Origin of the sequence: Alcaligenes faecalis (genome assembly GCF_009497775.1) — a bacterium.
Taxonomy (GTDB): domain Bacteria; phylum Pseudomonadota; class Gammaproteobacteria; order Burkholderiales; family Burkholderiaceae_B; genus Alcaligenes; species Alcaligenes faecalis_D.
Window position 1 is genome coordinate 2088768 of record NZ_CP031012.1, and the last position, 26237, is coordinate 2115004.

Below are 26237 nucleotides of genomic sequence, written 5' to 3' on the forward strand. Positions count from 1 at the left end.
CATGGCAAACACGGAGCAGGACCTGACCTTGGGCGAGCTGGCCGATCGCCAGAAAGCCTTGCAAAAGGAACTGGAGCAAGCCCGAGGAGCCAAGATCGAGCAACAACTGGCCAGCAACCTGGGCAGTCGCCGTCGCAGCCGTCCCTGGAATGATCCGGGGCTGGCGGTGCCCGAGGAAGAAGAAGCCTGGCTGACCACGTATCTGGACATGATGACCTTGCTGCTGGTTCTGATGATTGTGATGCTGTCCTTTGCGGGCAAGCGGGCACAAACAGCGGCGCAGGGGCAAGGACAGGGAGGGGCTACGGTCGTTGCGCAAGCGGGCAAAGACGGAGCTGGTTTGCTACCTGCCGGAGCAGGCCTTTTCCCGGATTCCGGCCAGGGTGAAGGGCAAGGCCAAGGCAATCACGGTCTGAATCTGGACGGCTTGGGCGACAACATTGATGTGGTCATGAACGATCAATCCGTAAGCTTCCGCATCAATAGCGAGATTCTGTTCAATTCGGGCGGTGCGGATCTGGGGCTGGAAGGTTTGGCGGTACTACGTCAATTGGCCGCGGTACTGCAAAAATCCACCCACCCGATTGTGATTGAAGGCCATACGGACTCGGTGCCGATTCGTAGCTATCGCTATCCCTCCAACTGGGAGCTATCCGGTGCGCGTGCAGGCAGTGTGGTGCGTTATATGGAAGCCAACGGGATTGGCAGCCAGCGCCTGAGTGCTGTCGGTTACGCCGATACGCGGCCTTTGGGGGATAACGGCACCTCGCAAGGTCGCGCAACGAATCGACGGGTTGAAATCATTGTGCAGACTCCCCAAGCACAGCCTGAAAGCCCCGTGGAATAAGCCCTTAAAACAAAACCCCGGTTTGCGACATACAAATCGGGGTTTTTGTTGTGAGCCTGAATCCAGCGCGTTCGGGTTTAGTCCAGCAGGCGTGTGGAGGAAGCCAAAGTCCCCAAATCGAACTTGGGCAGATGACGGCGTAAAGGCATGATCAGAACGCTGATGACGACCGGCACAATCGCGGCCAGCAGGAAGGATTCCAGCAGGTAATCCATAGGGCCATTGGGGCGTGGGAATACGGCCAGACCGGCCACCAAACCACCGATCGTGCTGATCGTCGCCGTAAAGCCATCATAGCGGCGGCTGTACAGACCAAAGAACACTGGGAAGGCCGCAGCGGAGCACAGCAAGTCTGCCAGCAGGAACAGATACAACACGCTAAAGCCTTGCGAGGATGCATACAGCACCGGGATGGAGCAGAACCAGATCAGGGAACGCGCCAAACTCATCATTTGAGCGGTGTTGCGATGAGGCATGATGCGGCTCAAATCCACGGCAATCAGACTGGAGACCGCGCTGATCGCAGTATCGGCGCTGCTCATGACCAGGGACAGGCCCAAGGGAATCAGCAGCACCAGGAACCAGACCGGCACGTGCGGCAAAATCACATTGAACAAGGCCACGGAGCTGTCACCGGGCGAGCCCAGGCCGACAAAGGCCAGGCCAAACAAGCCCATCAGGAAGATGAAGGGCGCCACAAACAAGCCGCCTAGCAGGAAGCCACGACGCATGGATTTGATGTCTTTGGCGGCATAGATACGCTGCCAGTTGCCCTGGTGAAACAGGCCGGTCAGCAAGATGGCGACAAAGAACGTCAGGCCGGCTTTCACGCCCACGGGATCGCTCAGTTCGATCAGTCGTGGGGCTTCCAGCTTCACGCTGTCAAACAACTGCACCGGGCCGCCTACGGCTTGCCAGCCAAACATTACGATCAGGAACAGCATGGGCAGGATGACAAACATCTGCACCTTGTCGGTAAAGATGGAGGCGCGCAGCCCGCCGTAGGAGGTGTAGATCAGCGTGGCCAGCAACACAATGCTGGCGGTGACCCACAGAGGAATAGGGGCAATCAGGGTGATCATCTTGGACATGGCGGTGATTTCAGCCGTCATGGAGATGAACATGTAAAACAGCATGATGACCAGGGTCAGCGCATACATGGGGCGACCGTAGCGGGCAATCACAAACTCGCTCAGGCTGTGGCCGCGTGGCAGCAATTCGCGCATGCGTTTGCCCAGCGGAATCATGGCCAGACGGGGCGACATGGAGCCAATGGCATAGCCGATCACGGCGCTCAAACCGCCCCAACTGGCCGCTTGTGCCGGCGAGAACAGAATCCAGGCGCCCAGCGAGGAGGCCAGTAAAGTCAGAATGGTAGCGACCGAGCTTTGGCTGTTGCGAGCCACCACAAAGTCCTCCAAGGAGCTGTTGTAGTGGCGGGCGTACAGTACCCCGGCCAAGGCAAAAGCGGCAGAAAAAACGATCAGCCACAAGAGGGTGGCGGTTTGGTCCAGCATGAGATCTCCCCAAAAGCCTGTTTGAACAGGCACAAACCGGCCAAGCTGGCAGGGTGCCAGAACAGGGCGCAGAAAAATGGAGGGATTGAAATGGGGCGTGTGAGCTTGTGAATGCGCCGCACAGACAAGAGCGCGCAGGCTGCCAGGCCGCGTTTCCTTTCCCTTCGCCGGCATGATCCGGATCAGGTTCTAAGGGTTACCGCATGAATGCGGAGTCTCAGCCCGTTAAGGACTCCCCCAGGAACAGGCTAGAAGAGTAGGAGAGCTTCTTTCAAATGTCAATAATACGGTTCACTGCAATTTATGCTATGGTCTGGCTGCGGCACGGGGTGTCCTTCTTGGAAAGGGCTGAGATAAAACCCGTCGAACCTGATCCAGCTCATACTGGCGAAGGGATGTCCGAATCCATAGCCCTGCGTCCGAACTGGGCCGACATCCTCGCCGAATTTTTGCAAGGAATGTCATGTCTGTGGAACACGTCTCGGAACTCTCCCAACAACTTGTCCTGGTCACCGGCGGCGCACGCGGCCTGGGGGCTTGCCTGGTACGCGCTTTTGCACGTCAAGGCGCCAAAGTTGTCATCAATTACCTGAAAAGCGAAGCAGCCGCCCAGGCGCTGGCGGGCGAGTTTCCGCAGCAATGTCTGGCCGTACAAGCGGACGTGACGGATGCAGCGGCTGTCCAGGCCCTGTTTGCCAAGGCGCAGGCGCACTTTGGCCAGCCCATCACCACGGTCGTCAATAACGCCTTGCCCGCGTTTTCCTTCAATGGCGATGCCCGCCCCCATGCTGATACCTTGACGTGGGCGCAGCTGAATCAGCAGTTGGAAGGCATTGTGGGCGGTGCCCTGAACACTACACAGGCTGCCTTGCCTGGAATGAAGCAGGCCGGTTTTGGCCGCATCATCAATATCGGCACAAACCTGTTCCAGAACCCCGTTGTGCCTTACCACGACTACACCGCTGCCAAGGCCGCCTTGTTGTCCATGACACGCACCTTGTCGCACGATCTGGGACCGGATCAGATCACCGTGAATATGATTTCTGGCGGTTTGCTGCGCACAACCGATGCGTCCGCGGCCACGCCTGAAGCGGTGTTTGATTTGATTGCGGCCAGCACACCGTTGCGTCGTGTGACTACGCCGGAAGAATTTGCGGATGCGGCTTTGTTTTTTGCAGGCCCGTGGGCACGTGCAGTGACAGGTCAGAACTTGGTGGTTGACGGTGGATTGGTGAAAAACGGATGAGGCAGTTGCATTTCAATTTGTTCATTATGGGCTGCGGACATCACAAAGCAGCCTGGCGTCATCCCGATTCTCAGGTCGAACGTTTAGGCGATGTCCGATTTTACGAAGAGCTGACCCAGATTGCCGAGCGCGGCAAGCTGGACGCTATTTTCTTTGCCGATGGTCAGTCCAGCGACAACGTGTCCGATGGCCCGCGCTGGTTTCTTGAACCCTTGACCATGATGGCTGCGCTGGCGCGAGCCACCGAGCGTATCGGTCTGATCAGCACCGTTTCCAGCACTTTTTACACGCCCTTTGTGGCAGCGCGCATGTTGTGCTCTCTGGATCATGTGTCCAAAGGGCGAATGGGCTGGAACGTGGTCACATCCATGTTTGATTCGGAAGCACGTAATCACGGCTACGAAGCCATGCCCGACCATGCCTGGCGCTATGCGCGGGCTGAAGAGTTTGTTGATACCGCATTGCAGCTGTTCGACTCCTGGAGCGACAGTGCCTTGGTCATGGACCGACAGGGTGATTACGCCAAAGTGGATCAGGTCCGCCAGATCCTGCATAAAGGTGATCACTTTCTGGTAGATGGTCCCTTGACCCTGCCGCGCTCGCCACAAGGGCAGCCCGTGCTGTTCCAGGCCGGTGCGTCTGAACAAGGCCGGGATTTGGCCGCGCGCAAAGCCGAAGCCATTTATGCCGTGGCTTATGACTTGCCCTCGGCTCAGTCCTATTACCGCGACATCAAACGACGCGTGCGTGAAGCGGGCCGTGGCGTGGACGTGCCCGTTATGCCGGGCTTGGTGACCTATGTGGGTTCCACCATGGAAGAGGCGCGCCGCAAGCAGCAAGAGCTGGACGAATTGCTGCCCGCCGAGACTTCCTTGCGTCAGCTGGGCATGTTTGTCGGCCAGGATTGCATGAATTGGGAGCTGGATGCACCAGTGCCCCCACTGCTGCCATTGGAAAGCTTCAAGGGCCCCAAAGGGCGCTACGCTACCATGCTGCGCATTGTGGAAATGGAAAAACCGACGGTACGCCAACTGCTGGGTCGCATTGCGGCTGGCGGCGGTCATTGCACCATGGTCGGGACGCCAGAATCCATTGCCGATCAGATTGAGCAATGGTGGCGCAACGAAGGCGCGGATGGTTTCAACCTGATGCCGCCTTCCTTGCCTAATGGCATTCGCGACTTTGTTGAGCAGGTGATTCCAGTTCTGCAAAAACGCGGTCTGTTCCGCCAGGAATACGAGCACACCACCTTGCGCGGCCATCTGGGCCTGGAGCGTCCTGCGGCCTGATGCCAGGAGCAGAAAAAGGCGGACATTTCCGTAGACGGATTTGTCCGCTTTTTCCCTAGGGTGAAGGGGCTACGAAGTTCCTGAAGTTTGCTATCCTTAATGCTTTAATTGTCGCCTGCTTAACGAGCAGCGAGCTGTATAGGGATCGCACTATGAAAACCGCCGTTGTCACCGGGGCCTCCTCAGGGTTTGGGGCTGCGCTTGCCCGTAAATTGGTATCTGAAGGACACACCGTGCTGGGTCTGGCGCGTCGTCAGGACAAGCTGGATGCGCTGGCCGCCGAGCTGGGCGAGCGCTTTGTGCCGGTCAGCGTGGATTTGACCGATCGTGCGCGTGCCGAAGCGGTGCTGGCCGATCTGACGGCTCGTTTTCCCAATATTGATGTGCTGATCAATAACGCCGGTTTGGCGCTGGGCGTGGACAAGGCGCAAGACGCCAAGATGGATCAGTGGGACACCATGGTGGCTACCAATATCAGCGCGCTGCTGCACATTACGCACGCTTTGTTGCCTGGCATGGTCAAGCAAAACAAGGGGCACATCATCAATCTGGGTTCGACTGCGGGTGAATATGCCTACGCAGGCGGCAATGTGTACGGCGCCACCAAGGCTTTTGTGCATCAACTGGGTCTGAACCTGCGTGCCGACCTGTCGGGTACGGCAGTTCGTGTGTCTACCGTGGCTCCTGGCCTCTGTTCCGGTACGGACTTCTCTACCGTTCGTCTGGGCGATAAGGATAAAGCCGCTGCGCTTTACCAGAACGTGGATGCGCTGACGCCCGACGACATCGCCAACACCATTGCCTGGATCATGAACGCGCCTGCCCATATGAACGTCAACTACATCGAGTTGATGCCTGTGGCGCAAAGCTTTGCTGGTTTGAGCGTGCATCGCAAGGCTTAAGCTTGGCGACCGGCCCTGGTCTGGCTTGATTAGACTTGGGCTCCGGTCTTACACTGCAAACGTCTTCAGGGCGGGGTGAAATTCCCCACCGGCGGTAAGGGAGTCACTCCCCAGCCCGCGAGCGCTTTCCCCTTGGGAAAGGTCAGCAGATCAGGTGAAAAGCCTGAGCCGACGGTAAGAGTCCGGATGAAAGAAGATGAAGCATCGCTGCCTTGTGATCAAGGCAGCGGCGTGTTTTATTGCTGCCCGGAGGACGCATTGTTGAATCAAGGATGCGTTCAAATGAAAAATCTGAAAATCTCCCCTGCATTAGCCGTTGGTCTTTTGCATGAATTCTGCGAAGGAGCGTGCTGATGTATACCGGAATTGTTAAAGCGGTTCGTCCTCTTACTGCGGTCAAGGCCGAGCTGGGCCGCACCGAGTTTGAAATCGACTTCACCGACGAGTTGCTGGTGGATCTGCAACTGGGTGCCAGTGTCAGCGTGGAAGGTACATGCCTGAGCGTCACCAGTATCTCCGGCCCCAAAGTCACCTTTGATGCGATTCCCGTCACGCTGGAGCGTACGAACCTTGGCACGCTCAAGACCGGCGATCTGGTCAATATTGAGAGATCGGCCAAGTTGAACGAAGAAATTGGCGGCCATGTGATGGCTGGCCATATCGCAACGACGGCTGAAGTGCTGGAACTGAGCGTTACCGAGGCTGGCAACCGACTGCGTTTTCGTGTGCCAGAGGATTGGGCGAAATACGTGTTCCCGCGCGGTTTTCTGGGCGTTAATGGTTGCAGTTTGACCGTGGCGGATGTGGAAGACGGCGTTGTGACCATCAACCTGATTCCTGAAACCTTGCGCCAGACGACATTCTCCCGCTACAAGGCAGGCGATAGGCTCAATATCGAAGTGGATCAGCAGACGGTTGTTCTGGTTGATGTGCTGGAGCGCACGGTTGCAGGCACGTTGGCGCGCGTGATGCCTGGTCTGAAAGGCTGATTTACGCCTTAATGAAGTAAAAAGAGCTGTCAGTTTTAAGACTGGCGGCTTTTTTTTATGAGGGCTTTGACTGTGTCTTTTGCTGTACGGGATGCTTTGGGGGTTTGTGTACAAAGCCTGGAGTGAAACGCAGCCCGAAAGCGGATTATGGAACAGTGTGAGCCTGACCCTTTTCTTGACCTGGCATCTTGTATAGCAAAGCTGTAATCACACTTGACCTAGCGCCTTCAAGACAAAATCCGCACGCTTTTCTACGGTTGTTTTGGGCAGCGAGCTCACTTGGTATCCCAGCAGGGGATAAACACGCTCAAGGCGCTCATATTCACGCAAAGCAGCGTCCATATCGTGGCGACGTTCTGGATCAGCCTCGTATATTTCAGGCCAGGGCGGGGTTAAAAACACCTGTGAATGATAAGGACAGGACTTGTTGAGTTCATCCAGCAGTGGCGTACCCTTTAATTCCTGCAAAGCCGCGGCCGCATCAATCAAGCCTCGATCAAAAAACACCCAGCCGCCATTTTTCGAAGCGCTGAAATAGTCATCCTGTGCGGTCTTTATCGCTTCTTTCAGAAAAGCCTCCATATCCAGCCAGGGAAGGGCAGAGCCACCACTGGCTAGTTGCTCCTGAACAATACGTCGCCCAGGTTCCTGGATAACCGTATAGCCACGATTCTGCAGCTCGGATAACAAAGTAGATTTGCCGCCACCAGAGCAGCCGGAGATAAGAACAAAAGGATTCATAAGCGTAGATCAGTAGAACGAGAAGACTTGCACAGGCGTATTCAAGCCCCCGAAACTGAAGCCGGATGTAGGGATGTAGGGATGTAGGGATGTAGGGTGGGGAAGTCTGGAACAGATACCCGCGAAGATCGTGTAAGTTTAACGCATTTCTGCATTTTCTATACTCGTACACCTAGCCCAGCTGGCAAGCAGACCAACTTGAAAATAATAAAATGCAATTAACGGAAAAGAACTTTCTTCATTGAAAAGATAGTCTTCAACAAAAAGAGGGCGAATTTACTTACCATCGGCTTGCTTATTGATGTGACACCAGAGAGAAGTACAGCGATGGGGAACATTTCTGTTCTCATGCTCTTGTACCCACGCATTCACATCAAGGGCTTTCTTCAAAAACAAGTTGGAGCTTTGAACAAACAAGCCTCCAGACGCTCATAAGCAAGCCAAAGAAAAACGCCGATCATCCAAAGGACAATCGGCGTTCTTATCTTTCAAGAACCTCTTGAAAGAGGGGGCGCGTTTAAGCCGACAACTTTTCTACCTTGGCGGGCAGGCCTTGACGCACGGCAGCGCCCGAAACCCAGTCAATCCAGACGTTGTCCTGGCCATCACCACGGGTTGGGTCGGCAAAACCCAGCTCGTTCAGGTTCACGCCAGCAGCCAGATCGCTCAAGTGGGGCATGGCCTCGCCATCAATCTGGTGCGAACGTGCACCCAGCTCGGTATGTCCAAAACCGTGCTCGATAGCGATGGCCCCGCGCATGATACCGCCGCGCACCAAAGCCACACCTTCGACAGCGCCGCCCGGTGTGCTGACGCGAATGCGATCACCGTTGCGGATGCCCATATTCTTTGCATCATCCAGATTCAAGGAAATCGGGTTGTGCGGGTGCACCTGACGCAAACGGGACATACCGATGGACATGGAGCTCATCAAATTGGATTTGTAGGAACTCATCAGCAACGGCCACTCTTGTTCAGAGAAATGTTCACGCATTGGGCTGCCGTCGGCCAGACGGGTAGGGTACCAGGTAGGGCAACCACTCAAGCGTTCGCCCGTCATGGTGTGACGCATCTTGGCCAGATCTTCGTTCCAGACCTGCAAAGCGTTGTCGTAGCGGTTTTTCAGCTGATTCCCTTTCCAGGCGTTTTCGATTCGGTCGAATCGGCCACCACGTGTCAGCAACATTGCTACTTTGCGCTGTTCTTCAGGGTGCAGGCGCGATTGCAGATCCGGGAAGAGGCGATCTACACCCGTCATGCGCATATCGTCGTCGGATGCGTCGCCAACCGGGCGGCCAGCACCAAAAGCAATATTGGCCATGCCACGCAGATAGAAATCCTCGGCGCGCAGCAAATCATGAGCATTGCCTGCCTTGTCTTTCAGAACGCCTTTACCAAAACCAGGCAATTCCAGACGCAAGGCAACCGCAAACAGGAAACTTTCCAGGTTGATAGGCTGGCCATCGGCCGTACGATCTACTCGTGGCTGCACCACAGGCCAACGCAAGGTGGAGGACTTGGCGATCACGTCAGCCCAAGGCGCCGAAACACCCCAGCTTTCGTAAGTCACCGTGTCGGGCACGATGTAATCCGCGTAGGCATTGGTTTCGTTGATGAACGGGTTCACCGAAATCGACAAAGGCAGAACAGCGGGGTCTTTCAGCTTGTGCAGCAAGGCATTTTTGAAGCCTGCAATCGCGTAGACCGGGTTGCTCATGTGGTTGATCCACACTTTGCTGGTGTAAGGGTAGCCGTTCAGGCCCGAAGCGATCATTTCGCTGCTCAAGGCACCCACAGCGGGATACCAAGGAGCGGGAGCGGGGTACAAAGCCTCACCATTTGCTTGGCGACGCTTGAATTCGCTGGATTTCTCGTAAGCGAAGCGATGGCGCGACAAGGACACGCCTTTGGCCGTCACTTTTCCGGGAAATTGAGCGAAGTTGTAGCGGGGGCCGGGGCCGAATGGACCAAATGGGCCGGCATCCAGCACCAAACCACCTTTCAGGTTCAGGTTACCCACCAGGGTATTCAACATGGCAATGGCGTAAGCCGTGTAGAAGCCGGAACCGTTCATGGTGCCGCCGTGTGCGTCGGCTACGGCCTGGCGACCGTAGCTGGTGAATTCACGGGCCAACTCGATCAGGGTTTCTTCTTCCATGCCGCAGCCCTTGGCGTATTCGGCAATGGATTTTTCCTGACTGCGCTCGCGCAGCATATTCAAGGCGGTACAGACGCGTACGTCCTGGCCTTCCAGTGCCACTGTGCGGTCGACAAACAGCGTGGCGCGATCCAGATCAGTATGGGCGCGCAGCTCACCTTGTTCATCCTGAACGATAAAGGGCGACTCAGTGCCTTCGGCCACTTCCCAACCCAGGTCTGTACCGCGCAAATAGCGGCCAAAGCCAGGATGTTTGGGGTCAGCAATCAGCAAATGGCTGGCGTTGGTCCAGGAAGCCGTGTTTTCGTCCTGTTCGGCAGGAGCGTGAGGCAGAGACAAATGTTCTGCATCAAAACGCTCTTGTTCCAGAATCCAGCGCAGCATGCCCATGACCAAAGACAAGTCAGTGCCAGGCAAAACAGCTTGCCAGCGGTTGCCACTGCCCGAGGCCAGGCTGGACGAGGTTGGCAAAATTGGGGAAACAACTACGTACTTGAAGGTATTTTCAGGACGCGAGCGGGCTTCTGCCAATTCACGGCCCTGACGCTGGAAGGGGTTACCGGACTGAGCCGGTGCGGCACCAATAAACAGACCAAAACGCGCGTTTTTCCAGTCAGGCTTGCCGTGTGGCATACCCTTGATGTCACCCATGGCCGCACCCGTACCAACACGGAAGCTTTGGCCACAGTAAGAACCGTGGTTGCTGACGTTGATCGTGCCAAAAGCTTGCTCGGCAAAGCGTTTGACCAGCGGTGTACGGCCTTCGTTAGCGGCATCCGTGAACAGCAACTGGTTGGCCAGCGGGCCAAACTCGGGGTTTTGCGGGTCAATCAGAGTTTCGTGATCCCAAATAGCACGCAAACCGTCTATATGACCTTCTTTGAACAGATCGCCGCCTTCGCAGACTTCTTCAATCAACTGTTCAAAGCTGATGCGCTCCCATTGACCCGAACCACGAGGACCAACACGCTTCAAAGGCGACAGAACACGATAAGGACTGCTGTGCTGCTCCAGCATGGAAGCACCACGGGCACAGGCGCTGGCACGGCCTTCCAGGCCGTTTTCACCGCCCAGCATGGCGTAAACCTCGCGTACAGGCTGGTCCATGGGAGCGGACTGCGTGGTTGCCAAAGGATGGTAGGGGTTACCGGCGATACGCAGAATCTTGTTGTTCTCCGTATCAATCCGTACGCGCACACCACACTGTGTCCAGCAACCCAGACAGCTGGAAGGGCTCACAATCTGGCCGGGCTGCGTATCAAGCAGACCGGTGATCGGATCAATGCGGAACTCGGCCTGCAAGGAGTTGCCACGGGTAGCGTGTGCGGTAGGCACACCGGCGGTACCTTGGCCCAGACCTTGCACCGCCTTGACCACGGTGTCGCTATAACCTGCCGCAAAAGCAGCCAGACCACCCACAGCGGCACCGCCGCGGGTCAATACCTGTCGACGCGACAGGTTAGGGGTTTCTTTTTTCTTGCTCATGACGATAAGTACCTGAAAGCTAGTGAGTCTGTGAGACCTAGGCCGTCAAAGACGAACGGCGGGCCGGGAACAGAGAGAGCAGGGTAGTGCTGGCGGCGAGCAAGGCAACACACAAGCCCAGCACACCCAGCATCCCCAGCAGACCATCGCTGCCTAAGGGCATGGTGTAGAGGTACAAACCGGCGCCGTATTTAGGCACACCCTGTACCGCCATGAAAATAATCCAGCGAAACACCCAGGCAGAACCGAGCATGAAAGCTGCACAGAACAAGCTATAAAGATTGCCTTGCAGGGTTTGGATAGGACGGCTGAGCATGTACAAAAGCAGCAGACCGAATGCAGAGGAACCCAGGAAGCCCAAACGCCATACGGGGTAGCTCTGGAACAGTTCCCAGGCCGAACCGAAGGAATGGCTGTAACCCATCAAACCGGAGCCAACCCAGAACAGGGCGACGACGATCAAGGTCAGAACCACACCCAAAGACCAGCGGCGTACGTATTCCAGCGGCAAATTGGCCACGCCACCGGGCAGGAAGCGAGCCACCAACAGGATGGCACCCAAACTGGCCAGAGCAGCCGTCAAGGCGAAGTTGATAGGCAGGAATGCGGTATTCCACAAGGGACGTGAACGCAGCACCATCACTTCAAAACCGCTGTACACCAGAATCGACAAGGCCGAAACCAGCAGGGCCAGGCTCAACCAGCGCCACAGGGCGCGTTTGTTCAACCACCAGGCCAGCACGTTGGCCATGGATAGGCCGACGAACAGAGGCAGCAGCACAGCACCCAGCGACATCCACGACCAGGGAGTGAAATGGGCGTAGAAATGCCAGAAGCGGCCAGGTTGGTGCAAGTCAGCCAGCAAGGACACCGGAGCGGCAATGCTGCTGCACAGCAGCACAATCATCAGAGCGGGCTCCAGACGACGCAAGGCGCTATCGCCGGACCAGGCGCAACGCCACACCCATACGGTGCTGGTGGCGGCCATACCGACCAGGAAAAAGTATTGAACCGCCCAAGGTAACCAGGCAACTTCGTAGGCGGGGGTCAGAATTTCGATAATAGACATAGCGGCCCCTTAGAACTGATTGGTCAGACGCACACTGGCCTGGCCATCCACACCATCAACGAACTCATCTGGCAGACCGATGTAGAACACATGCGGGTTGGTATTCATGCCAGGTTTGAGTACGCGGATTTCCTCTTTGTGCTGTTTGAGCAGCTGGGAAATCGTGCTGGTTTCATCGTTCATATCGCCAATAACGCGTGCGCCACCGACGCAGCTTTCCACACAGGCGGGCAACAAGCCCACTTCCAGGCGGTGCTCACAGAAGGTGCACTTGTCGGCGGTTTGTGTTTCATGGTTAATGAAACGGGCATCGTAAGGACAGGCTTGAACACAGTAGGCACAGCCAACACATCGCTCGTTGTCGACCAGCACCACACCATCTTCGCGCTGGAATGTGGCCTGTACAGGACAGACCGGCACACAGGGCGGGTTGTCGCAGTGGTTACAGAGGCGTGGCAGGCTCAGCATGGCCGCCTGCTGCTGTTCATCGAGTACCTCGTATTGCAGAACCGTAGTACGGAACTGCCCGATAGGTGGTGCATTTTCGATAGAACAGCTGACCGTACAGGCCTGGCAACCGATACATTTTCTTAGATCAACCACCATGCCGTAGCGGGCCCCATCTTTCCCACCGCTACGTCGTGGAGGTTGGCTGTTCATTGCGGCTTGAACAGGCTGGATAGGAATGATCGTGGCCCCGGCACTCAGGCCCAGCAATTCCTTAAGAAAACGTCGCTTGCCCTTTTTGGGCTCGGCGCTTGGAATCATGTGTTTTCCTTTTTTATGCTTGGGTTGAACCCATTTACATTATTTGTAGTTATAAGCATATGAAGAATACAAAGTTCCGGTCTTGATGAAGGTCAAAAAGAACATTTAAAGGTTGAAATGTTGACGCGCGGCTGTATTTTTCAGGCATAAAAAAACGCCCCTCCAAAAAATGGAGGGGCGCTATATACCTTGATTGTAGACGAAAACTGCTTAGAACGTCCCGCTCAATCCCAGGAAGAAAGTGCGACCAGGTTGGTTGAAAGTCTGGGCTCCGGCGCCGTAAATATAGTTGGCGTTTGTCAGGTTCACACCGATGGCATTGCCGCGACGGAACAGGCGTTTGTCAAAGAGGTTATCAACCCCCGCATTGATCCGGAAATGCTTGTTGATCTTGTACTGCGTGCTAAGACCAAACAAGGCGTAAGGGGAGACCTTGTCGGTTGCAGAACCTGTCAAAGGCTGACCGTAGAAGTCATATTTAGGCGGTTTTTGCTCACCATAGAAGGTTGCCTTGGCACGCAGAGACCAATCGGCGTTCACGTTCCAGTCCAGCGTGGTGTTAATGGTGTACTTGGGAATCGTCGACAGCGCTTCACCTGTGGTCTTGTTTTTGGACTCGATCATGTAGGTAAAGTTGGTTGACCACAGCCAGTTCTCGGCTAATGGCAATGTCAGGTTACCTTCCAGACCGGATACCACGGCTTTGGGAATGTTCTCCCATTGCAGGACCAATTGGTCTCTGTTCATGTCCCAGAAACTGGATTGTGCAAAACGACCCGCTTCCACTTTGTTGCGGTAATCGTTGTGGAAGTAAGTCAGGCTAGCTCCCAAACCATCATCGCCCACGTACTCAACACCAAGCTCTTTATTAAGGCTGGTTTCTGCTTTCAGATTCGAATTACCCTGAAGAAAACACCCAGCCTCTACAACATTAGCTGCACCTGTATTTCCCCAACAACCATTGCCCGCACTGTACAAGGTGTAGCCATCGTTACTTTGATATAAGTTGGGGGCTTTGTAAGCACGTGCGATACCTGCCTTGAGCAGCCAGTTATCGGTCACTGCATGTGACAAGTTCAAGGAAGGACTCCAATTACTACCATGTATATCGTGGTAGTCAAAACGCAGCCCTGGGGTCACGGTTGTCTTGTCTGTGGCATAAATATTGTCCTCGACAAAGACCGAATAAATATTCGCACGTGCCTTGGGCTTATAACTTCTAGGGCTGTTTGGAACCTTTTCTGGATTGCGTGCGGCCAACTCAGAAGATTTGTCGTTCAATTCCTGCCCGACCCACTCCAGACCAAATGTGGCGTACTGCTCAATACTTCCTGTTTTGAACCGATGACTCAATTCGGTATGCGCCGTCATCGTGGTCAGATCAATAGTCCCAAAACCACCGTCTTTCACACGCAGAGGATCATTGAAAGCGCCTTCTGTACCACCGGCCAGACCTTCCAAAATCCGATAATTACGCGTCTTTTCGTATTGGAAATAGCTCAGTGTATTCGTCTTGTCATTCCAGTCACCACGATGCGTCAGCGAGTAGCTCTGGCGATACATCTTGTTCGTCTCATCGCCCAGCTGACGTTTGACCTCGTCGTTGGTATTCGTATTCTGGGTATCACCCGTGTAGATATTGCCCTGACGGCTGTAGGAAGCCTCCAGATCCACGGTTTGGCGGCTATCAGGACGCCAGGACAGCAAACCATTGATGTCCTTGTTACGCACACCCTCACGGCCGGCTGGCAAACTGTTCGCGTTGGCACCGCCACGCTCGGTCTGGTGTCCTTTATTGATCTCCGGATCGTCCGAGTCTGTCTTGTTCAGGTTCCCGTACAGACGGAAAGACAGGGATTCGCTGATCGGGCCGCTCAAGCCAAAGCTCATGCGACGCGTTGCGCCTTCATCGCTGTGCTCAGGCAGGTTGCCATACAGGGAGTAGGTGCCCTGGAAAGTGTCTGTTGTCGGTTTGGTGATGATGTTGACCACACCACCCGCAGCACCATTACCGTAACGAGCCGCTGCCGGGCCGCGCAGCACCTCCACACGTTCGATCTGCTCCGCTGGCACCCAGTTGGTGTCACCCCGCGAATCGCGCTCGCCACGCCAGCCGAAACGCACGGCAGAGCGGGAGCTGACGGGTTTGCCGTCAATCAGGATCATGGTGTTTTCCGGGCCCATGCCACGGATATCGATCTGGCGATTATTACCGCGCTGGCCGCTGGCCGAGTTACCGGTCAGGTTCACGCCCGGCATGGTGCGCAGCACTTCGGAAATATCGTTGGCGGGAGGGGACTTCTGGATGTCTTCGGCGGTGATGACGGAAGAACCCAGGGTTTGCTTGAGCTCATCCTCGGCCTTGACCACGATACGGTCCAGTTCCTCGACCTGCTGCGCTTGCGTCTGATAGGGGAAGGCCAAAAACAAAGCCACTGCCAGACTGCTTAAAGGCATAAAAGATACGCCGCTAGGCACCTGGCGCTTAGCGGCGAGAGACGAGGACACCGACATAATGAACACCCAGCAGTAATGAGATTGATTCGTGATTATAAACAGGGTGAATCATGTTACAGGGCGTGAATCTCGTAAAACCAACACATTGGGCCGGACAAATTCAGCCAGGGCTACGCCCCGTCACTGTTACAGCAAGGGCCTGTCAGGGCTGACAGCTTGCGGAGCAAGGGGGCTGATTGTATTTAGGCGCAGACGCTGCAGCCGGGGCCCATACAGGTGTGGATGACAGAATTTCGGGTGCTGGAACGGGTACCGGGCCCGGTCACATTATTGCCTGCCAGGGCTTGTTGGGGCGTCAGGCCGCGTGTGGGGCTGGCTTTGCTGAACAAGCGTCGTGGTGCGCTCAATTGCAGCAAGAGGCTGCCTTTTTCACAAGCAGGGCAGGTCTGGGGATCATTGCGGGTGGCAATGCTGCGCAAATGGCTGCTGCGTTCCAGGCAATGATTACAAAGGTAGTCGTACAAAGGCATGGCGAATCCGAGTAAAGCAAGCCCTGGCCTCGAAAAGAAGCCAGGGCCAGAGACCGATCAGGTCAGGTTACAGCGTGTGCCTGGACGGCCAAAACGGGCCGCATCATTCAAGGCACCTTTAGGCAGGATATCGGTATCAAAAATACCGGTAGGCAGTGCCAGAGAAGCGGAGCTGTTAGGCAGATCCACCACGCCGCCGTAACGGCCTTCAACCGGAGCCGCTGTCAGCAGCATGTACGCCTGCGCACGCGACAGGTCTGTCGTGCGGCTGATGTAGTCAATAGCGGCCAAACAGGCTTGACGGTAGGCAACCGTGGAATCCAGGTAGTAGTTGACGCCTTCTTCGACACTGATGCCGGTGAAGTGCATCCACTGATCGTACTTGGGATCGTGACGGCCAGGAACGTAGATAGGCGCGGTCAGATTGTATTTGGCCATACCGCCTTTGATCAGATCAAAGCCAAGGTGGGCCGCACCGTCCATTTCAATGGCGCCACAGAAGGAGATTTCGCCGTCGCCCTGGGAGAAGTGCAAGTCACCCATGGACAGGCCTGCTCCTTTCACATAGACGGGGAAGTAAATCCGCGAGCCAATGGTCAGGTTCTTGATGTCCAGGTTGCCGCCGTGCTCACGTGGAGGCACGGTACGAGCAGCTTCTGCCGCCATGCGGTCAAATTCAGCGCCTTTCACACCGCGCAATACGGCGGTTTTGGCATCTGGCGGGTTGGCGTGGCCCTTGGGCACCAACAAGGCTTCACGGCGATTCCACTCGCGCAGCAATTCATGCGAGGGCAGGGTGCCAATCAGGCCGGGGTGCATCATGGCCGCAATGCGTACGCCAGGGATGTGACGCGAAGTGGCGTAAACACCATGCAGGTCCCAGATGGCCTTGTCGGCTTCGGGGAAATGCTCGGCCAAAAAGCCACCGCCATTTTCCTTGGCAAAAATGCCCGAGAAACCTACAGGAGTAATGGCGCGAATATCCAGCAGATCCACCACCAGAATGTCGCCGGGCTCAGCGCCCTCTACATGGATAGGGCCGGTCAGAGGATGAGCGCGGGTCAGATCAACGTCGCGTACGTCGTTGGCGCTGTCCGTGTTTTTGATCTGGGCGTCCAGAAAGTCCATGCATTCTAGAATCATTTCTTCGCCAGGCTTCACGCTGGTCAGGTCTGGAATGTCCGGGTGCCATCGGTTGTGCCCGATTTCAGCTTGCTCGGCCAGGGGTGCGCCGGGTTTGATTTTTATATGCTGCATGTGTTCTCCGAATAATGTGTGCGAGGTCCGCACAACAGCGCTTTTAATGCGCTTGGCGACATCATTAACATGACTGAACAGGCACGGTCAAAATGTGTGGATATGCGGGTTTATATGTTTTTTTATGCCAATAAATAAATTCTTAAGCGAGTCAATGATTTAGGCTTTAAGCGATTAAAGGACAATAATCCCGACTTTTTGTCCAGAGGATAAATCCTGATTTTGAACAACTTTTTTATGTCCCGGCATGCCGTAAAAAAACGGCAGCTCTCTATATAAGAATCCTTATAGAAGACATAAGAGTTCCTGGATGGCCTAGCAAGACTCAAGGCTTGGAGCGGAAAAGAGCACGGCTATGGTTCGGCCCCAAATAACCCTTATCACAGCGGGTATATAAGTCGGCAAGTCGAACTGACAACAATAAAAAGCAAATAAAAACGCAGGAGACACAATAATGACTAGCCGTTCCCCGATCCTGTGGATTCGCGATCCACTGGCCTGTTCAGATGCACAAGCTGCCGGTGGCGTACTGGTACAAGACAGCCGCATCATCGAAAAAGTGGCCGCCGGTCAGCAGCCCAAGCAGGCTTACGATCAAAGCTGGGATGCTTCCCGGCACGTTTTGCTGCCCGGTTTGGTGAATACTCATCATCACTTTTACCAAACCCTGACACGGGCCTATACCCCGGCACTGAATAAACCCTTGTTCCCTTGGCTGACTACCTTGTATGACGTCTGGGCCGGTCTGGACGACGAGCAAATGCAGGTGGCCAGCGAACTGGCCATGGTGGAACTGCTGCAATCGGGCTGTACGACGGTGGCCGATCACCACTATGTGTTTTCGGGTGCCTTGCAACATGCCATTGATTGTCAGGCTGAGACGGCTCAACGCCTGGGCGTACGTGCCGCATTGACTCGTGGCTCCATGAGCGTAGGCCGTGATCAGGGTGGTTTGCCCCCGCAAAACGTCGTACAGGACGAGCAAACCATTCTGGACGACAGCCAGCGCCTGATTCGCCAATATCACCAGCGCGAAGATGGGGCGATGATTACGCTGGCCCTGGCTCCATGCTCGCCTTTCTCTGTCAGCCGCGAGCTGATGAGCGAAAGCGCCAAGCTGGCCGAACGTGAGGACGTACGCCTGCACACCCATCTGGCGGAAACCGACGACGAAACCGCCTACTGCGAACGCCTCTTTGGCATGCGTCCACTGGATTATCTGGATCAGCAAGGCTGGCTAAGCAATCGCACCTGGCTGGCGCACGGCATTCACTTCAACGACGAAGAAATCCAGCGCCTGGGCCGCGCAGGCACGGGTATTGCCCATTGCCCCTCGTCCAATATGGTGCTGGGCAGCGGTCTGTGCCGCACCATCGAGCTGGAAGCCGCCGGTGCTCCCGTCGGTCTGGCCGTGGACGGCTCGGCTTCCAATGATCACTCCAATCTGGCTCAAGAGATGCGACAGGCACTCTTGCTGGGCCGCCTGCGCTACGAGCCGGGTCAGGTCACCCATCAAGCCGTTATCCGTTGGGCTACTCAAGGCTCGGCCCGCTGTTTGGGGCGCGAGGACATTGGCGGCCTGAACGTGGGGCAGCAGGCCGACCTGGCCTTGTTCACCCTGGATGAATTGCGCTTTTCCGGCGCAGAAAACCCCTTGGCTGCCTTGCTGCTCTGCGGCGCAGACCGGGCCGACCGTGTGATGGTCGCCGGTCAGTGGCGCGTGGTTGACGGCCAACCCTGCGGCATTGATTTGCAAGACCTGATGCAACGCCATCAAGCCGCTGCTCGTCGTTTGCGCGACAAGGTACTGGATACCGCAGCGACAGCTTGAGTTCAGTAGTGACAGGGCCTCTAGAGCCCTGCCTATTTATTTTCGGAGACATCCAATGACAACACCTACAACGGCTACGGGTGCAGCGACTGCGCAGCGCCCCGAAGACGAGAATCTGGGCCTGGGCGCGAATCTGGCCTATGGCTTTCAACACGTATTGACCATGTACGGCGGCATCATTGCCGTGCCGCTGATTATTGGCGAAGCCGCGGGCCTGCCTGCCAATGAAACAGGCTTGCTGATTACCGCCTGCCTGTTCATGGGCGGCCTGGCCACCTTGCTGCAAACCCTGGGCGTGCCATTTTTTGGTTGCCGCCTGCCGCTGGTTCAAGGGGTGTCGTTTTCCGGTGTCGCCACCATGATTGCCATTCTGGGCACGGGTGGCGGTTTACCAGCGGTCTTTGGTGCCGTCATTGTGGCCTCAATAATAGGGCTGCTGATTACACCGATCTTTTCACGAGTCATCCGCTTTTTCCCACCCTTGGTAACAGGCTGCGTCATCACGACGATTGGGCTTACCTTGATGCCCGTCGCGGCATTCTGGGCTATGGGCGGCAACCCCTCATCGCCTGATTTTGGCAGCGTTGGCAATATTTCTCTGGCCGCCATGACCTTGCTGATTGTGCTCCTGCTCAGCAAGCTGGGCAGCGCCACCATCTCGCGCCTGTCCATCTTGCTGGCCATCATCATCGGTACTGTCATCGCCGTAGCCATGGGCCATGCGGATTTCTCCGCCGTCAGCGAAGGTGAGGTCTTTGCCTTGCCCAGCCTGTTCCACTTTGGCATGCCCACTTTCCAGACTGCCGCGATCATCTCCATGTTCATTGTGATCATCGTGACGTTGGTGGAAACCTCGGCTGACATTCTGGCTGTGGGTGACATTATTGAAACCAAAGTCGACGCACGTCGTCTGGGCGATGGCCTGCGTGCCGATATGCTCTCCAGCCTGATCGCGCCTGTCTTTGGCTCCTTCACACAAAGCGCCTTTGCCCAGAACGTAGGTCTGGTGGCGGTAACCGGCGTAAAAAGCCGCTACGTCGTGGCCTTTGGTGGCTTGATTCTGATCGCGCTGGGCCTGCTGCCCATCATGGGCCGTCTGGTTGCTGCTGTTCCCCCAGCCGTACTGGGTGGTGCGGGCATGGTTCTGTTTGGCACCGTCGCTGCCAGCGGTATCCGTACCTTGGCCAAGGTGAACTATGAAAACAATATGAATCTGATCATCGTGGCCACGGCTATCGGTGCCGGCATGATTCCTATTGTGGCTCCCAAGTTCTATGAGCACTTCCCGGTCTGGTTTGCGACGATTTTCCACTCCGGCATCAGCTCGGCTGCGCTGGTGGCAATTGTGCTGAACCTCTTGTTCAACCACTTCACCTTGGGCAATCCCGATCAGCCTTCTGTATTTGCTGCCGGTGGGGGCCGCTATCTGCGGGTTTCGGACGTGGCAAACCTGAACGAGGGTGACTACGTTGAGAACGGCAAGATCATGGACAAGGATGGCAAGGAAATCCCGGTTATTGCGGATGAACACCCTGCACCCGAACAGCCTCCTGTGCTACACACAAAACCGGGTTTAAGCGCCACCTGAGCCCATAAAAACGCTGCTAAAAGAATATAAGGTCGTACCTTTAGCCGCCTTGTCTCTCTAGAGAGCAAGGCGGTTTTTTTATCTAAGCACTTGAAATATCAGGGACTAACCTCATCTCCTCTTACGTAGGCGACCGAGCCCACGCCTTCCATTGCAGCAGGGCTCAGCAAAGGAAAAATGGAGATCAAGCATGGCAAGTCATTTGACACGTTTTAATCCCTTTGGAGATCTGGCAGGTCTGGACACGTGGCGGGATATTGAAGACATCTTCCGACGCGTCCCGGTAGTCGGTTCTCTGGCCGGAAACACACCGCCCAGCATCCGTCTGGATGTCAGCGAGAACGAAGAGGCCTATCAAGTCAGCGCAGAAGTGCCTGGCATCAACAAAGAAGACGTCCACGTCAGTGTTGAAGGCAATGTTGTTTCTATCCGCGTGGAAAGCCGTCGCACTCAGGAAGAAAAGGATGGCGATACGGTTTTGCGCAGCGAGCGCTATTACGGGGTACAAACCCGTCGCTTCAGCCTGGCGCAGGATATTGACGAGGCCCAGGCGACAGCCAAATGCGAAAACGGTGTGCTGGAGCTGATTCTGCCCAAGAAAAAGAGTGGGGCAGGGGCCAAGAAGCTGGAAATTCGCTAAACAAGCCTGTTAAATTGAAAACCGCGCCATTTACGGCGCGGTTTTTTTTGTTCTCCATCTGAAACCATCAAGATGGCTACGGTTTTTTGTGATCCATCATATAAGTCAAAGAGCTGGCTACCAAAGCACGAGTACCGATGCGCAAAGCCTTTTCATCAATCATGAATTCAGGCGAATGATTAGGTGCCCCCATCTTGTCGGAATACGGCGAGGCGTTCAGACGCCAGAAAACTACGGGTACGTCCTTGCCAAAAGCACCGAAGTCCTCGGAGCCCATGCCAGGGGCTACTTCCTTGGCACCAATCCCGTCAGTAGCCAGATCCAGAGCTGGAATCACGGTTTGGGTGGCTTTAGGATCGCTGACCAGAACTTCATAGCCCGTGTCGATACGCACAGTAGCCTTCAAATCGTGGTTCGCAGCAATGTTTTGCGCATAACGCTGAATCAGCTCATGTGCCGTTGCCTGGTTCTGCTTGGACAAGGAACGCACGGTGCCACTGATGTCGGCACTTTCCGGCAACACATTGGGGCGGTTACCACTTTGCAGCGAACCTACCGTCACCACAGTTGTACCGTCCTGGGGATTGGTGCGCTGGGCAATGATGTTGTTCAAGGCCACAACGGTTTCAGCCGCAGCGACAACGGGCGAGGCCGCATTCCAGGGAGAGGAGCCATGGCCGCCTTTACCTGCCAAAGAGATGGAGAACACATCACCACTGGCCATCAGACTGCCTTGGCGATAGCCGATACTACCTGCGGGGTAGGAAGGCCCAATATGCTGGCCCATCACCACATCCACTTTAGGCTGGTCCAGCACGCCTTCGGCCATCATGGCGTTGGCACCGCTCAGAGGTTTGCCAGGGCCTTGTTCTTCAGCAGGCTGGAACAGCAGCACAATCGTGCCGGGCAGTTCATCGCGCATATCCGAAAACACCTTGGCCGCGCCTAGCAGCATGGCTACATGGGTGTCATGACCGCAAGCGTGCGATACCGACACTTCCTTACCTTGCCAGGTGCCTTTGGCAACGGACTTGAAGGGCAGGTCATTACGTTCCTGCACGGGCAAGGCATCCATATCGGCTCGCAGGGCCACGACAGGACCAGGCTTTCCACCTTTCAATACCGCCTTGACGCCGGTTTGTGCAATGCCGGTCTGGATCTGATAACCGGGCATGGTTTCTAGAGCGGCTTTGATATAAGCCGCTGTGTTGTGCTCTTGATAAGACAGCTCAGGATTCTGGTGAATATGACGACGCCACTCAATAACCTGCTGTTCCAAGGCATCGGCCTTGCTCATCGCAGTATCCATCATGGGATTGCTGGCTTGCGCCAACGCCGTACCGGCCATTAAACACGTCGCTGCCAACAAGCTCAGGCGGAATGAATGCTTCATACAGTCTCCTCTCTTTTTAGTAGTAATACCGACTGATCATAGCACTGGTATATACAGTAAACGGAGTAATTAATTGACACCTATACTAGTTAGAATCCCCTAGTGCATTCGCCCATTGCTGCCTAATCAAAATAACGTTTCTGACGGCTGTAATGGCCGGGAGTCAGGCCAGTCTGCTCCTTGAAAAAGGCAATGAACGCACTGTCACTGGCAAAGCCCAGGTCTGAGGCCAATTGGGTTACACGGTCTCCGCTAGACAACTGCTCGATCGCCTTGAGCAAACGCCATTGTTGTCGCCACTGCTGGTAATTCAAGCCGGTATCCCGCTTGAAAAGGCGGCTGATGGTTTTTTCGCTGGCACCCAAATAGCCGGCCAATTCGTTCAGCGCGGGAGGCAGGGTATCCAAGGGGATTTGCCGCAAGCGGCTATCTTGCGGTAAGGGCAGAAACAGGGCCTGATCGGGTGCCCGTTGCAGTTCATCCAGCAAGACCAGCATTACATGCAGACCCGGTGGCTGGTCCCAGTCTTCATCCAGATCCGCTTGGGCGATGCGGTCCAGCGCGGCCGTCAGCAAGTCGTTCGCGGCCAGCAGTTGGACTTGCGAAGGCAAATCCGGGTAATGAGTCGGGTCCAGATACACCGATCGGTAATCCACTTGTTCGCTCATTTGCGCCTGATGGGGCAGCAGGGCGGGAATCCAGATCAAGCGCCCTGGCGGCAGCAAGCACAATTGCTGATCCAGGGTGACGGTAATGCAACCGCTGTGCGTATACAGAATCTGGCCCCAGGGATGCTGATGCAGGCCGGAATCATGTTGCGCCAAACGGGCGGCAATACCCAGCGCATGGCGTCCTGTCAGGTCGGGGAATGGGTCACTGGCATCCAGGTAGGGCATGTTTGTCCGATTTCATGGGTTTTTAATCAGAATACGTGTAATAGAAAAAACTGACCAGAGCTACGCTGATTCTTTTCAAATTGATGTGTGAATTGGCATGCCTCGTTTTCTTCTTTTAATGATCGCCCTGATCATGTTTCCGCAGGTGGTGGAGACCGCCTATAGCCCCGCCTTGCCCCTTATTGCCCACCGTTACGCGGTCTCGGCCAGTGAGGCGGGCCAAACCCTGTCCGTCTACTTTATTGCCTTTGCGGTCGGGGTGCTGTTCTGGGGTTGGCTGTGCGACCGGGCAGGGCGCAGGCCAACTGTTCTGGCAGGTTTAACGGTGTATGGCCTGGGTTGTCTGCTTGCCTTGTTCAGCCCAAATTTCACGGTGCTCTTGCTGGCCCGCATGATTAGCGCATTTGGTGCGGCGGTCGGCTCCATTGGCGTGCAAACCATGCTGCGGGACCGTTATCAGGCCGAAGAATTGGCCAAGATTTTCGGCACTATCGGGGCAGCTCTGGCGCTGAGTCCTTTGCTGGGTTTGGCCATGGGGGTGGCCTTGTCCTCGGGTGCTGAAGTGATGCCGGTTTTTATCGGCTTGCTGGTGCTGGCCTTGGTTCTGCTGGGCATCAGCCTATTGCAGCTTCCTGAAACCCGCCCCGTACAAAGTCAGCGCAGCAGCTTGTGGCAGGTTCTGATTCGCTTGTTGAAAGATCCCGCAATCTGGCAATCAGCCTTGCTGGTGGCGCTGTTCAACACCACGATTTTCGCGTTTTATCAGTGGGCTCCCTTTTTGCTGCAAGGCCTGGGCTCGGAAAACTGGCCCATGATGATTGCCGGTGTTCTGCTGGCTGCGGGCACGCTCATGGGAGCATTTTTGAACCGCCGTTGGCTGGCAGCGGGGCAGTCGTCCCACAGGCTGATTTGGCGGGGCATCGCGCTATTGGCGGCAGCGGCTATTGGCCTGGAGTTCGCGGGCAAACAGCTGATTTTTCTGCTGCCTGCCATGTTGCTTGCGCTGGCCTACGCGGTTGCGATTCCTAACCTTTTGTCCGGTGCCTTGCAGCACTATCGCTCGGTAGCCGGTATGGCAGGTGCTGTCTTTGGTCTGATGTACAGCTTGTTGCTGGGTCTGGGCTTGGCCTTGTCAGCCTGGTGGGAGGATCTGGCTGATGTGACTCTTATTTGTGCTGTTCTGGCCGCTATTTGCCTGGCTTTACCTCTGAAAAAGGCTTGAGAAAAACCCTGTTATGTCATTCGTAAGGCACCTCACTATAGGGTATATACTAATACATATGTATTGACATAGATTAAGCCGAATCACCATAATCCTTCATGTTTAAAGCAATTGAAGAGTGTGCCTGACAAACACTCAGCTTGAACATTTATCCAAAAGGAGAGGATGACATGGTGGAACAGGGGGTTATGTGCAAGGCGCTCGACAAGGCCAAGCCACGCGGCACAGTGGCCTTGCTCATGCTGTTGATGGCCGTGATGGGCGAGATGTGCCTGGCGGCCGACTTTTATGGCTTTGCAGCCGTTATCAAAATTGTGTCGGCAGACCTGTCACTAAGCCCCGCGCAAGCCGGCTTGGTGCAGGGTGCTTTCGGTGTTTCGTTCGCACTGGGCATGTTGTTCTGGGCGCCACGCGGTCGCTCCATGAGTTCGGCCCGTCTGTACCTGATTGGCTTGGGTGGTAGCGGCTTGCTGATGCTGTTGCAGACTCAGGCGCAGGATTTCACGCAGCTATTTCTGCTGCGTCTGGTTGTGGGCTTTTTTGATTCCGCCGTCTGGGTTGGGTCCATGAAAATCGTCATGCAATGGTTTGCTCCACGCCGCCAGGGTCTGGTCCTGGGCATCATTCTGGCCGCCTATTCGCTAGCCATTACCCTGGATTTTGCCTTGGGTCTGCCTTATGCCATGGCGCATGGCTGGCGTGCTTTCTTCCTGGTTCTGGGCGGGCTGACTTTAAGCGCCTGTTTGATCACGCAACTGGTAGTGCGCGCCGGTCCTTATCAGGATCCTCACGACAAGATCAAGACCGATGCCGGTGTGTTGCGCTCCATTGCCGCACGTCCCTGGATCTGGGTGGGCATTCTGGCGATTTTTGGTGCCTTGTTCTCCGTTGCGGCAACCGCTACCTGGTTGATTCCTGCCCTGATTGATGTGCAGAAAATGGCCCCCGAACAGGCTCCCTTGTTCGGCACCATCATGGGCTTGTCCCAAGTCTTTTTCCTGATTCTGGGCGGTTACGTCAGCGATCGCTTCACCCGTGTTGGCGTGATGCGTGTGGGCATGTGGTTAACCATTCTGGCGGCCAGCGCCTGTGTTCTGGTTGCCTGGCAGGCCTTGCCCTACAGCGGCTTGCTGATCGTGGCCATTCTTTGCGGCGTAGGGGTGTTTCATGGCGGCGCTATTTTCAGCTACGTGGGTGAACGCTATGGCGTGAACCTGGGCCCCTGTGCCGCGGGCTATGCCGAGATGGGCGGTGTGTTCGCCACCTTCGTTGCGCCGTCCTTGCTGGGCCTGTTGCTGAGCCTGACCGGCTCCTACGTCTGGGCCTTTGGCAGCTTCCTGGCTGTGGAAGTGCTGGTTTTCATTGGTTTCCTCATGTTGAACCGCTTGCCGTCGGCACAGGCGGAATAAAGA

Annotated in this window: 21 protein-coding genes and 3 riboswitches; of the genes, 11 read left to right on the forward strand and 10 right to left on the reverse strand. The window is 55.7% G+C overall.

Annotation, left to right across the window (positions count from 1 at the left end; translation table 11 throughout):
- The first annotated feature begins 1 nt into the window (after position 1).
- Entirely contained in the window at positions 2–847 is an 846-nt protein-coding gene (locus tag DUD43_RS09790) for an OmpA/MotB family protein (RefSeq protein WP_153230136.1), read from the forward strand.
- Positions 848–924: 77 nt separating this feature from the next.
- Here the strand turns inward: DUD43_RS09790 and DUD43_RS09795 are convergent, their stop codons facing one another.
- A complete protein-coding gene (locus DUD43_RS09795) occupies positions 925–2364 on the reverse strand; it encodes a sodium:solute symporter family protein (RefSeq protein WP_153230137.1) in 1440 nt (479 codons plus the stop codon).
- A 141-nt stretch (positions 2365–2505) separates the two neighbouring features.
- Positions 2506–2613, reverse strand: a riboswitch (TPP riboswitch).
- 66 nt (positions 2614–2679) lie between these two features.
- Positions 2680–2777, forward strand: a riboswitch (TPP riboswitch).
- 50 nt (positions 2778–2827) lie between these two features.
- Between DUD43_RS09795 and DUD43_RS09800 the strand changes: the two genes are divergently transcribed.
- The 5 genes from DUD43_RS09800 (at position 2828) to DUD43_RS09820 (ending at position 6790) form a co-directional block, all read left to right on the forward strand.
- Complete coding sequence (locus tag DUD43_RS09800; RefSeq protein WP_153230138.1) at positions 2828–3610, forward strand: 3-oxoacyl-ACP reductase; 783 nt, start codon at positions 2828–2830, stop codon at positions 3608–3610.
- Positions 3607–4899 (forward strand): LLM class flavin-dependent oxidoreductase, encoded by a 1293-nt coding sequence (locus DUD43_RS09805; RefSeq protein WP_153230139.1) that lies wholly within the window; start codon positions 3607–3609, stop codon positions 4897–4899. Before DUD43_RS09800 ends, DUD43_RS09805 begins: the two co-directional genes overlap by 4 nt.
- Positions 4900–5051: 152 nt before the next feature.
- The gene (locus DUD43_RS09810) at positions 5052–5801 is read left to right on the forward strand and encodes an SDR family NAD(P)-dependent oxidoreductase (RefSeq protein ID WP_153230140.1); all 750 of its coding nucleotides are present in this window, start codon (positions 5052–5054) and stop codon (positions 5799–5801) included.
- Positions 5802–5858: 57 nt separating this feature from the next.
- A riboswitch (FMN riboswitch) is annotated at positions 5859–6003 on the forward strand.
- Positions 5988–6155 carry a hypothetical protein gene (locus DUD43_RS09815; RefSeq protein WP_153230141.1) on the forward strand — a complete coding sequence of 56 codons (168 nt, stop codon included), beginning with the start codon at positions 5988–5990 and terminating at the stop codon, positions 6153–6155. It overlaps the preceding riboswitch by 16 nt.
- Positions 6155–6790, forward strand: a complete 636-nt coding sequence (locus DUD43_RS09820; RefSeq protein WP_153230142.1) for a riboflavin synthase subunit alpha — start codon at positions 6155–6157, stop codon at positions 6788–6790. The genes DUD43_RS09815 and DUD43_RS09820 overlap by 1 nt, the downstream gene beginning before the upstream one ends.
- A gap of 207 nt (positions 6791–6997) precedes the next feature.
- Here DUD43_RS09820 and DUD43_RS09825 read toward each other — a convergent pair whose 3' ends face one another.
- From DUD43_RS09825 to fmdA, 7 genes are all read right to left on the reverse strand, one after another.
- Entirely contained in the window at positions 6998–7531 is a 534-nt protein-coding gene (locus tag DUD43_RS09825) for an AAA family ATPase (protein WP_153230143.1), read from the reverse strand.
- Between the two features lie 517 nt (positions 7532–8048).
- Positions 8049–11174, reverse strand: a complete 3126-nt coding sequence (locus tag DUD43_RS09830; protein WP_153230144.1) for a tetrathionate reductase subunit A — start codon at positions 11172–11174, stop codon at positions 8049–8051.
- 37 nt (positions 11175–11211) lie between these two features.
- Positions 11212–12243 (reverse strand): NrfD/PsrC family molybdoenzyme membrane anchor subunit, encoded by a 1032-nt coding sequence (nrfD, locus tag DUD43_RS09835; protein ID WP_153230145.1) that lies wholly within the window; start codon positions 12241–12243, stop codon positions 11212–11214.
- 9 nt (positions 12244–12252) lie between these two features.
- Positions 12253–13011, reverse strand: a complete 759-nt coding sequence (dsrO, locus tag DUD43_RS09840) for a sulfate reduction electron transfer complex DsrMKJOP subunit DsrO (protein WP_153230146.1) — start codon at positions 13009–13011, stop codon at positions 12253–12255.
- A 210-nt stretch (positions 13012–13221) separates the two neighbouring features.
- The gene (locus tag DUD43_RS09845) at positions 13222–15468 is read right to left on the reverse strand and encodes a TonB-dependent siderophore receptor (protein ID WP_153230147.1); all 2247 of its coding nucleotides are present in this window, start codon (positions 15466–15468) and stop codon (positions 13222–13224) included.
- A 242-nt stretch (positions 15469–15710) separates the two neighbouring features.
- Complete coding sequence (locus DUD43_RS09850; RefSeq protein WP_153230148.1) at positions 15711–15998, reverse strand: FmdB family zinc ribbon protein; 288 nt, start codon at positions 15996–15998, stop codon at positions 15711–15713.
- Between the two features lie 57 nt (positions 15999–16055).
- Positions 16056–17255 carry a formamidase gene (fmdA, locus tag DUD43_RS09855; protein ID WP_021446607.1) on the reverse strand — a complete coding sequence of 400 codons (1200 nt, stop codon included), beginning with the start codon at positions 17253–17255 and terminating at the stop codon, positions 16056–16058.
- A gap of 454 nt (positions 17256–17709) precedes the next feature.
- Between fmdA and DUD43_RS09860 the strand changes: the two genes are divergently transcribed.
- From DUD43_RS09860 to DUD43_RS09870, 3 genes are all read left to right on the forward strand, one after another.
- The gene (locus tag DUD43_RS09860; RefSeq protein ID WP_153230149.1) at positions 17710–19086 is read left to right on the forward strand and encodes an 8-oxoguanine deaminase; all 1377 of its coding nucleotides are present in this window, start codon (positions 17710–17712) and stop codon (positions 19084–19086) included.
- A gap of 55 nt (positions 19087–19141) precedes the next feature.
- Complete coding sequence (locus DUD43_RS09865; RefSeq protein ID WP_153230150.1) at positions 19142–20674, forward strand: nucleobase:cation symporter-2 family protein; 1533 nt, start codon at positions 19142–19144, stop codon at positions 20672–20674.
- 190 nt (positions 20675–20864) lie between these two features.
- Positions 20865–21314 carry an Hsp20/alpha crystallin family protein gene (locus DUD43_RS09870; protein WP_153230151.1) on the forward strand — a complete coding sequence of 150 codons (450 nt, stop codon included), beginning with the start codon at positions 20865–20867 and terminating at the stop codon, positions 21312–21314.
- Positions 21315–21390: 76 nt separating this feature from the next.
- Here DUD43_RS09870 and DUD43_RS09875 read toward each other — a convergent pair whose 3' ends face one another.
- Together DUD43_RS09875 and DUD43_RS09880 are read right to left on the reverse strand one after the other, a co-directional pair.
- Entirely contained in the window at positions 21391–22707 is a 1317-nt protein-coding gene (locus DUD43_RS09875) for a M20 metallopeptidase family protein (RefSeq protein ID WP_153230152.1), read from the reverse strand.
- 122 nt (positions 22708–22829) lie between these two features.
- Positions 22830–23603 (reverse strand): AraC family transcriptional regulator, encoded by a 774-nt coding sequence (locus DUD43_RS09880; protein WP_153230153.1) that lies wholly within the window; start codon positions 23601–23603, stop codon positions 22830–22832.
- A gap of 97 nt (positions 23604–23700) precedes the next feature.
- Between DUD43_RS09880 and DUD43_RS09885 the strand changes: the two genes are divergently transcribed.
- Both DUD43_RS09885 and DUD43_RS09890 read left to right on the forward strand, forming a co-directional pair.
- On the forward strand, positions 23701–24825 hold the full coding sequence (locus tag DUD43_RS09885; RefSeq protein WP_228125760.1) for an MFS transporter: 1125 nt from the start codon (positions 23701–23703) through the stop codon (positions 24823–24825).
- A 170-nt stretch (positions 24826–24995) separates the two neighbouring features.
- Positions 24996–26234: an MFS transporter gene (locus DUD43_RS09890; RefSeq protein ID WP_153230154.1), complete on the forward strand. Its 1239-nt coding sequence runs from the start codon at positions 24996–24998 to the stop codon at positions 26232–26234.
- Positions 26235–26237 lie beyond the last annotated feature (3 nt).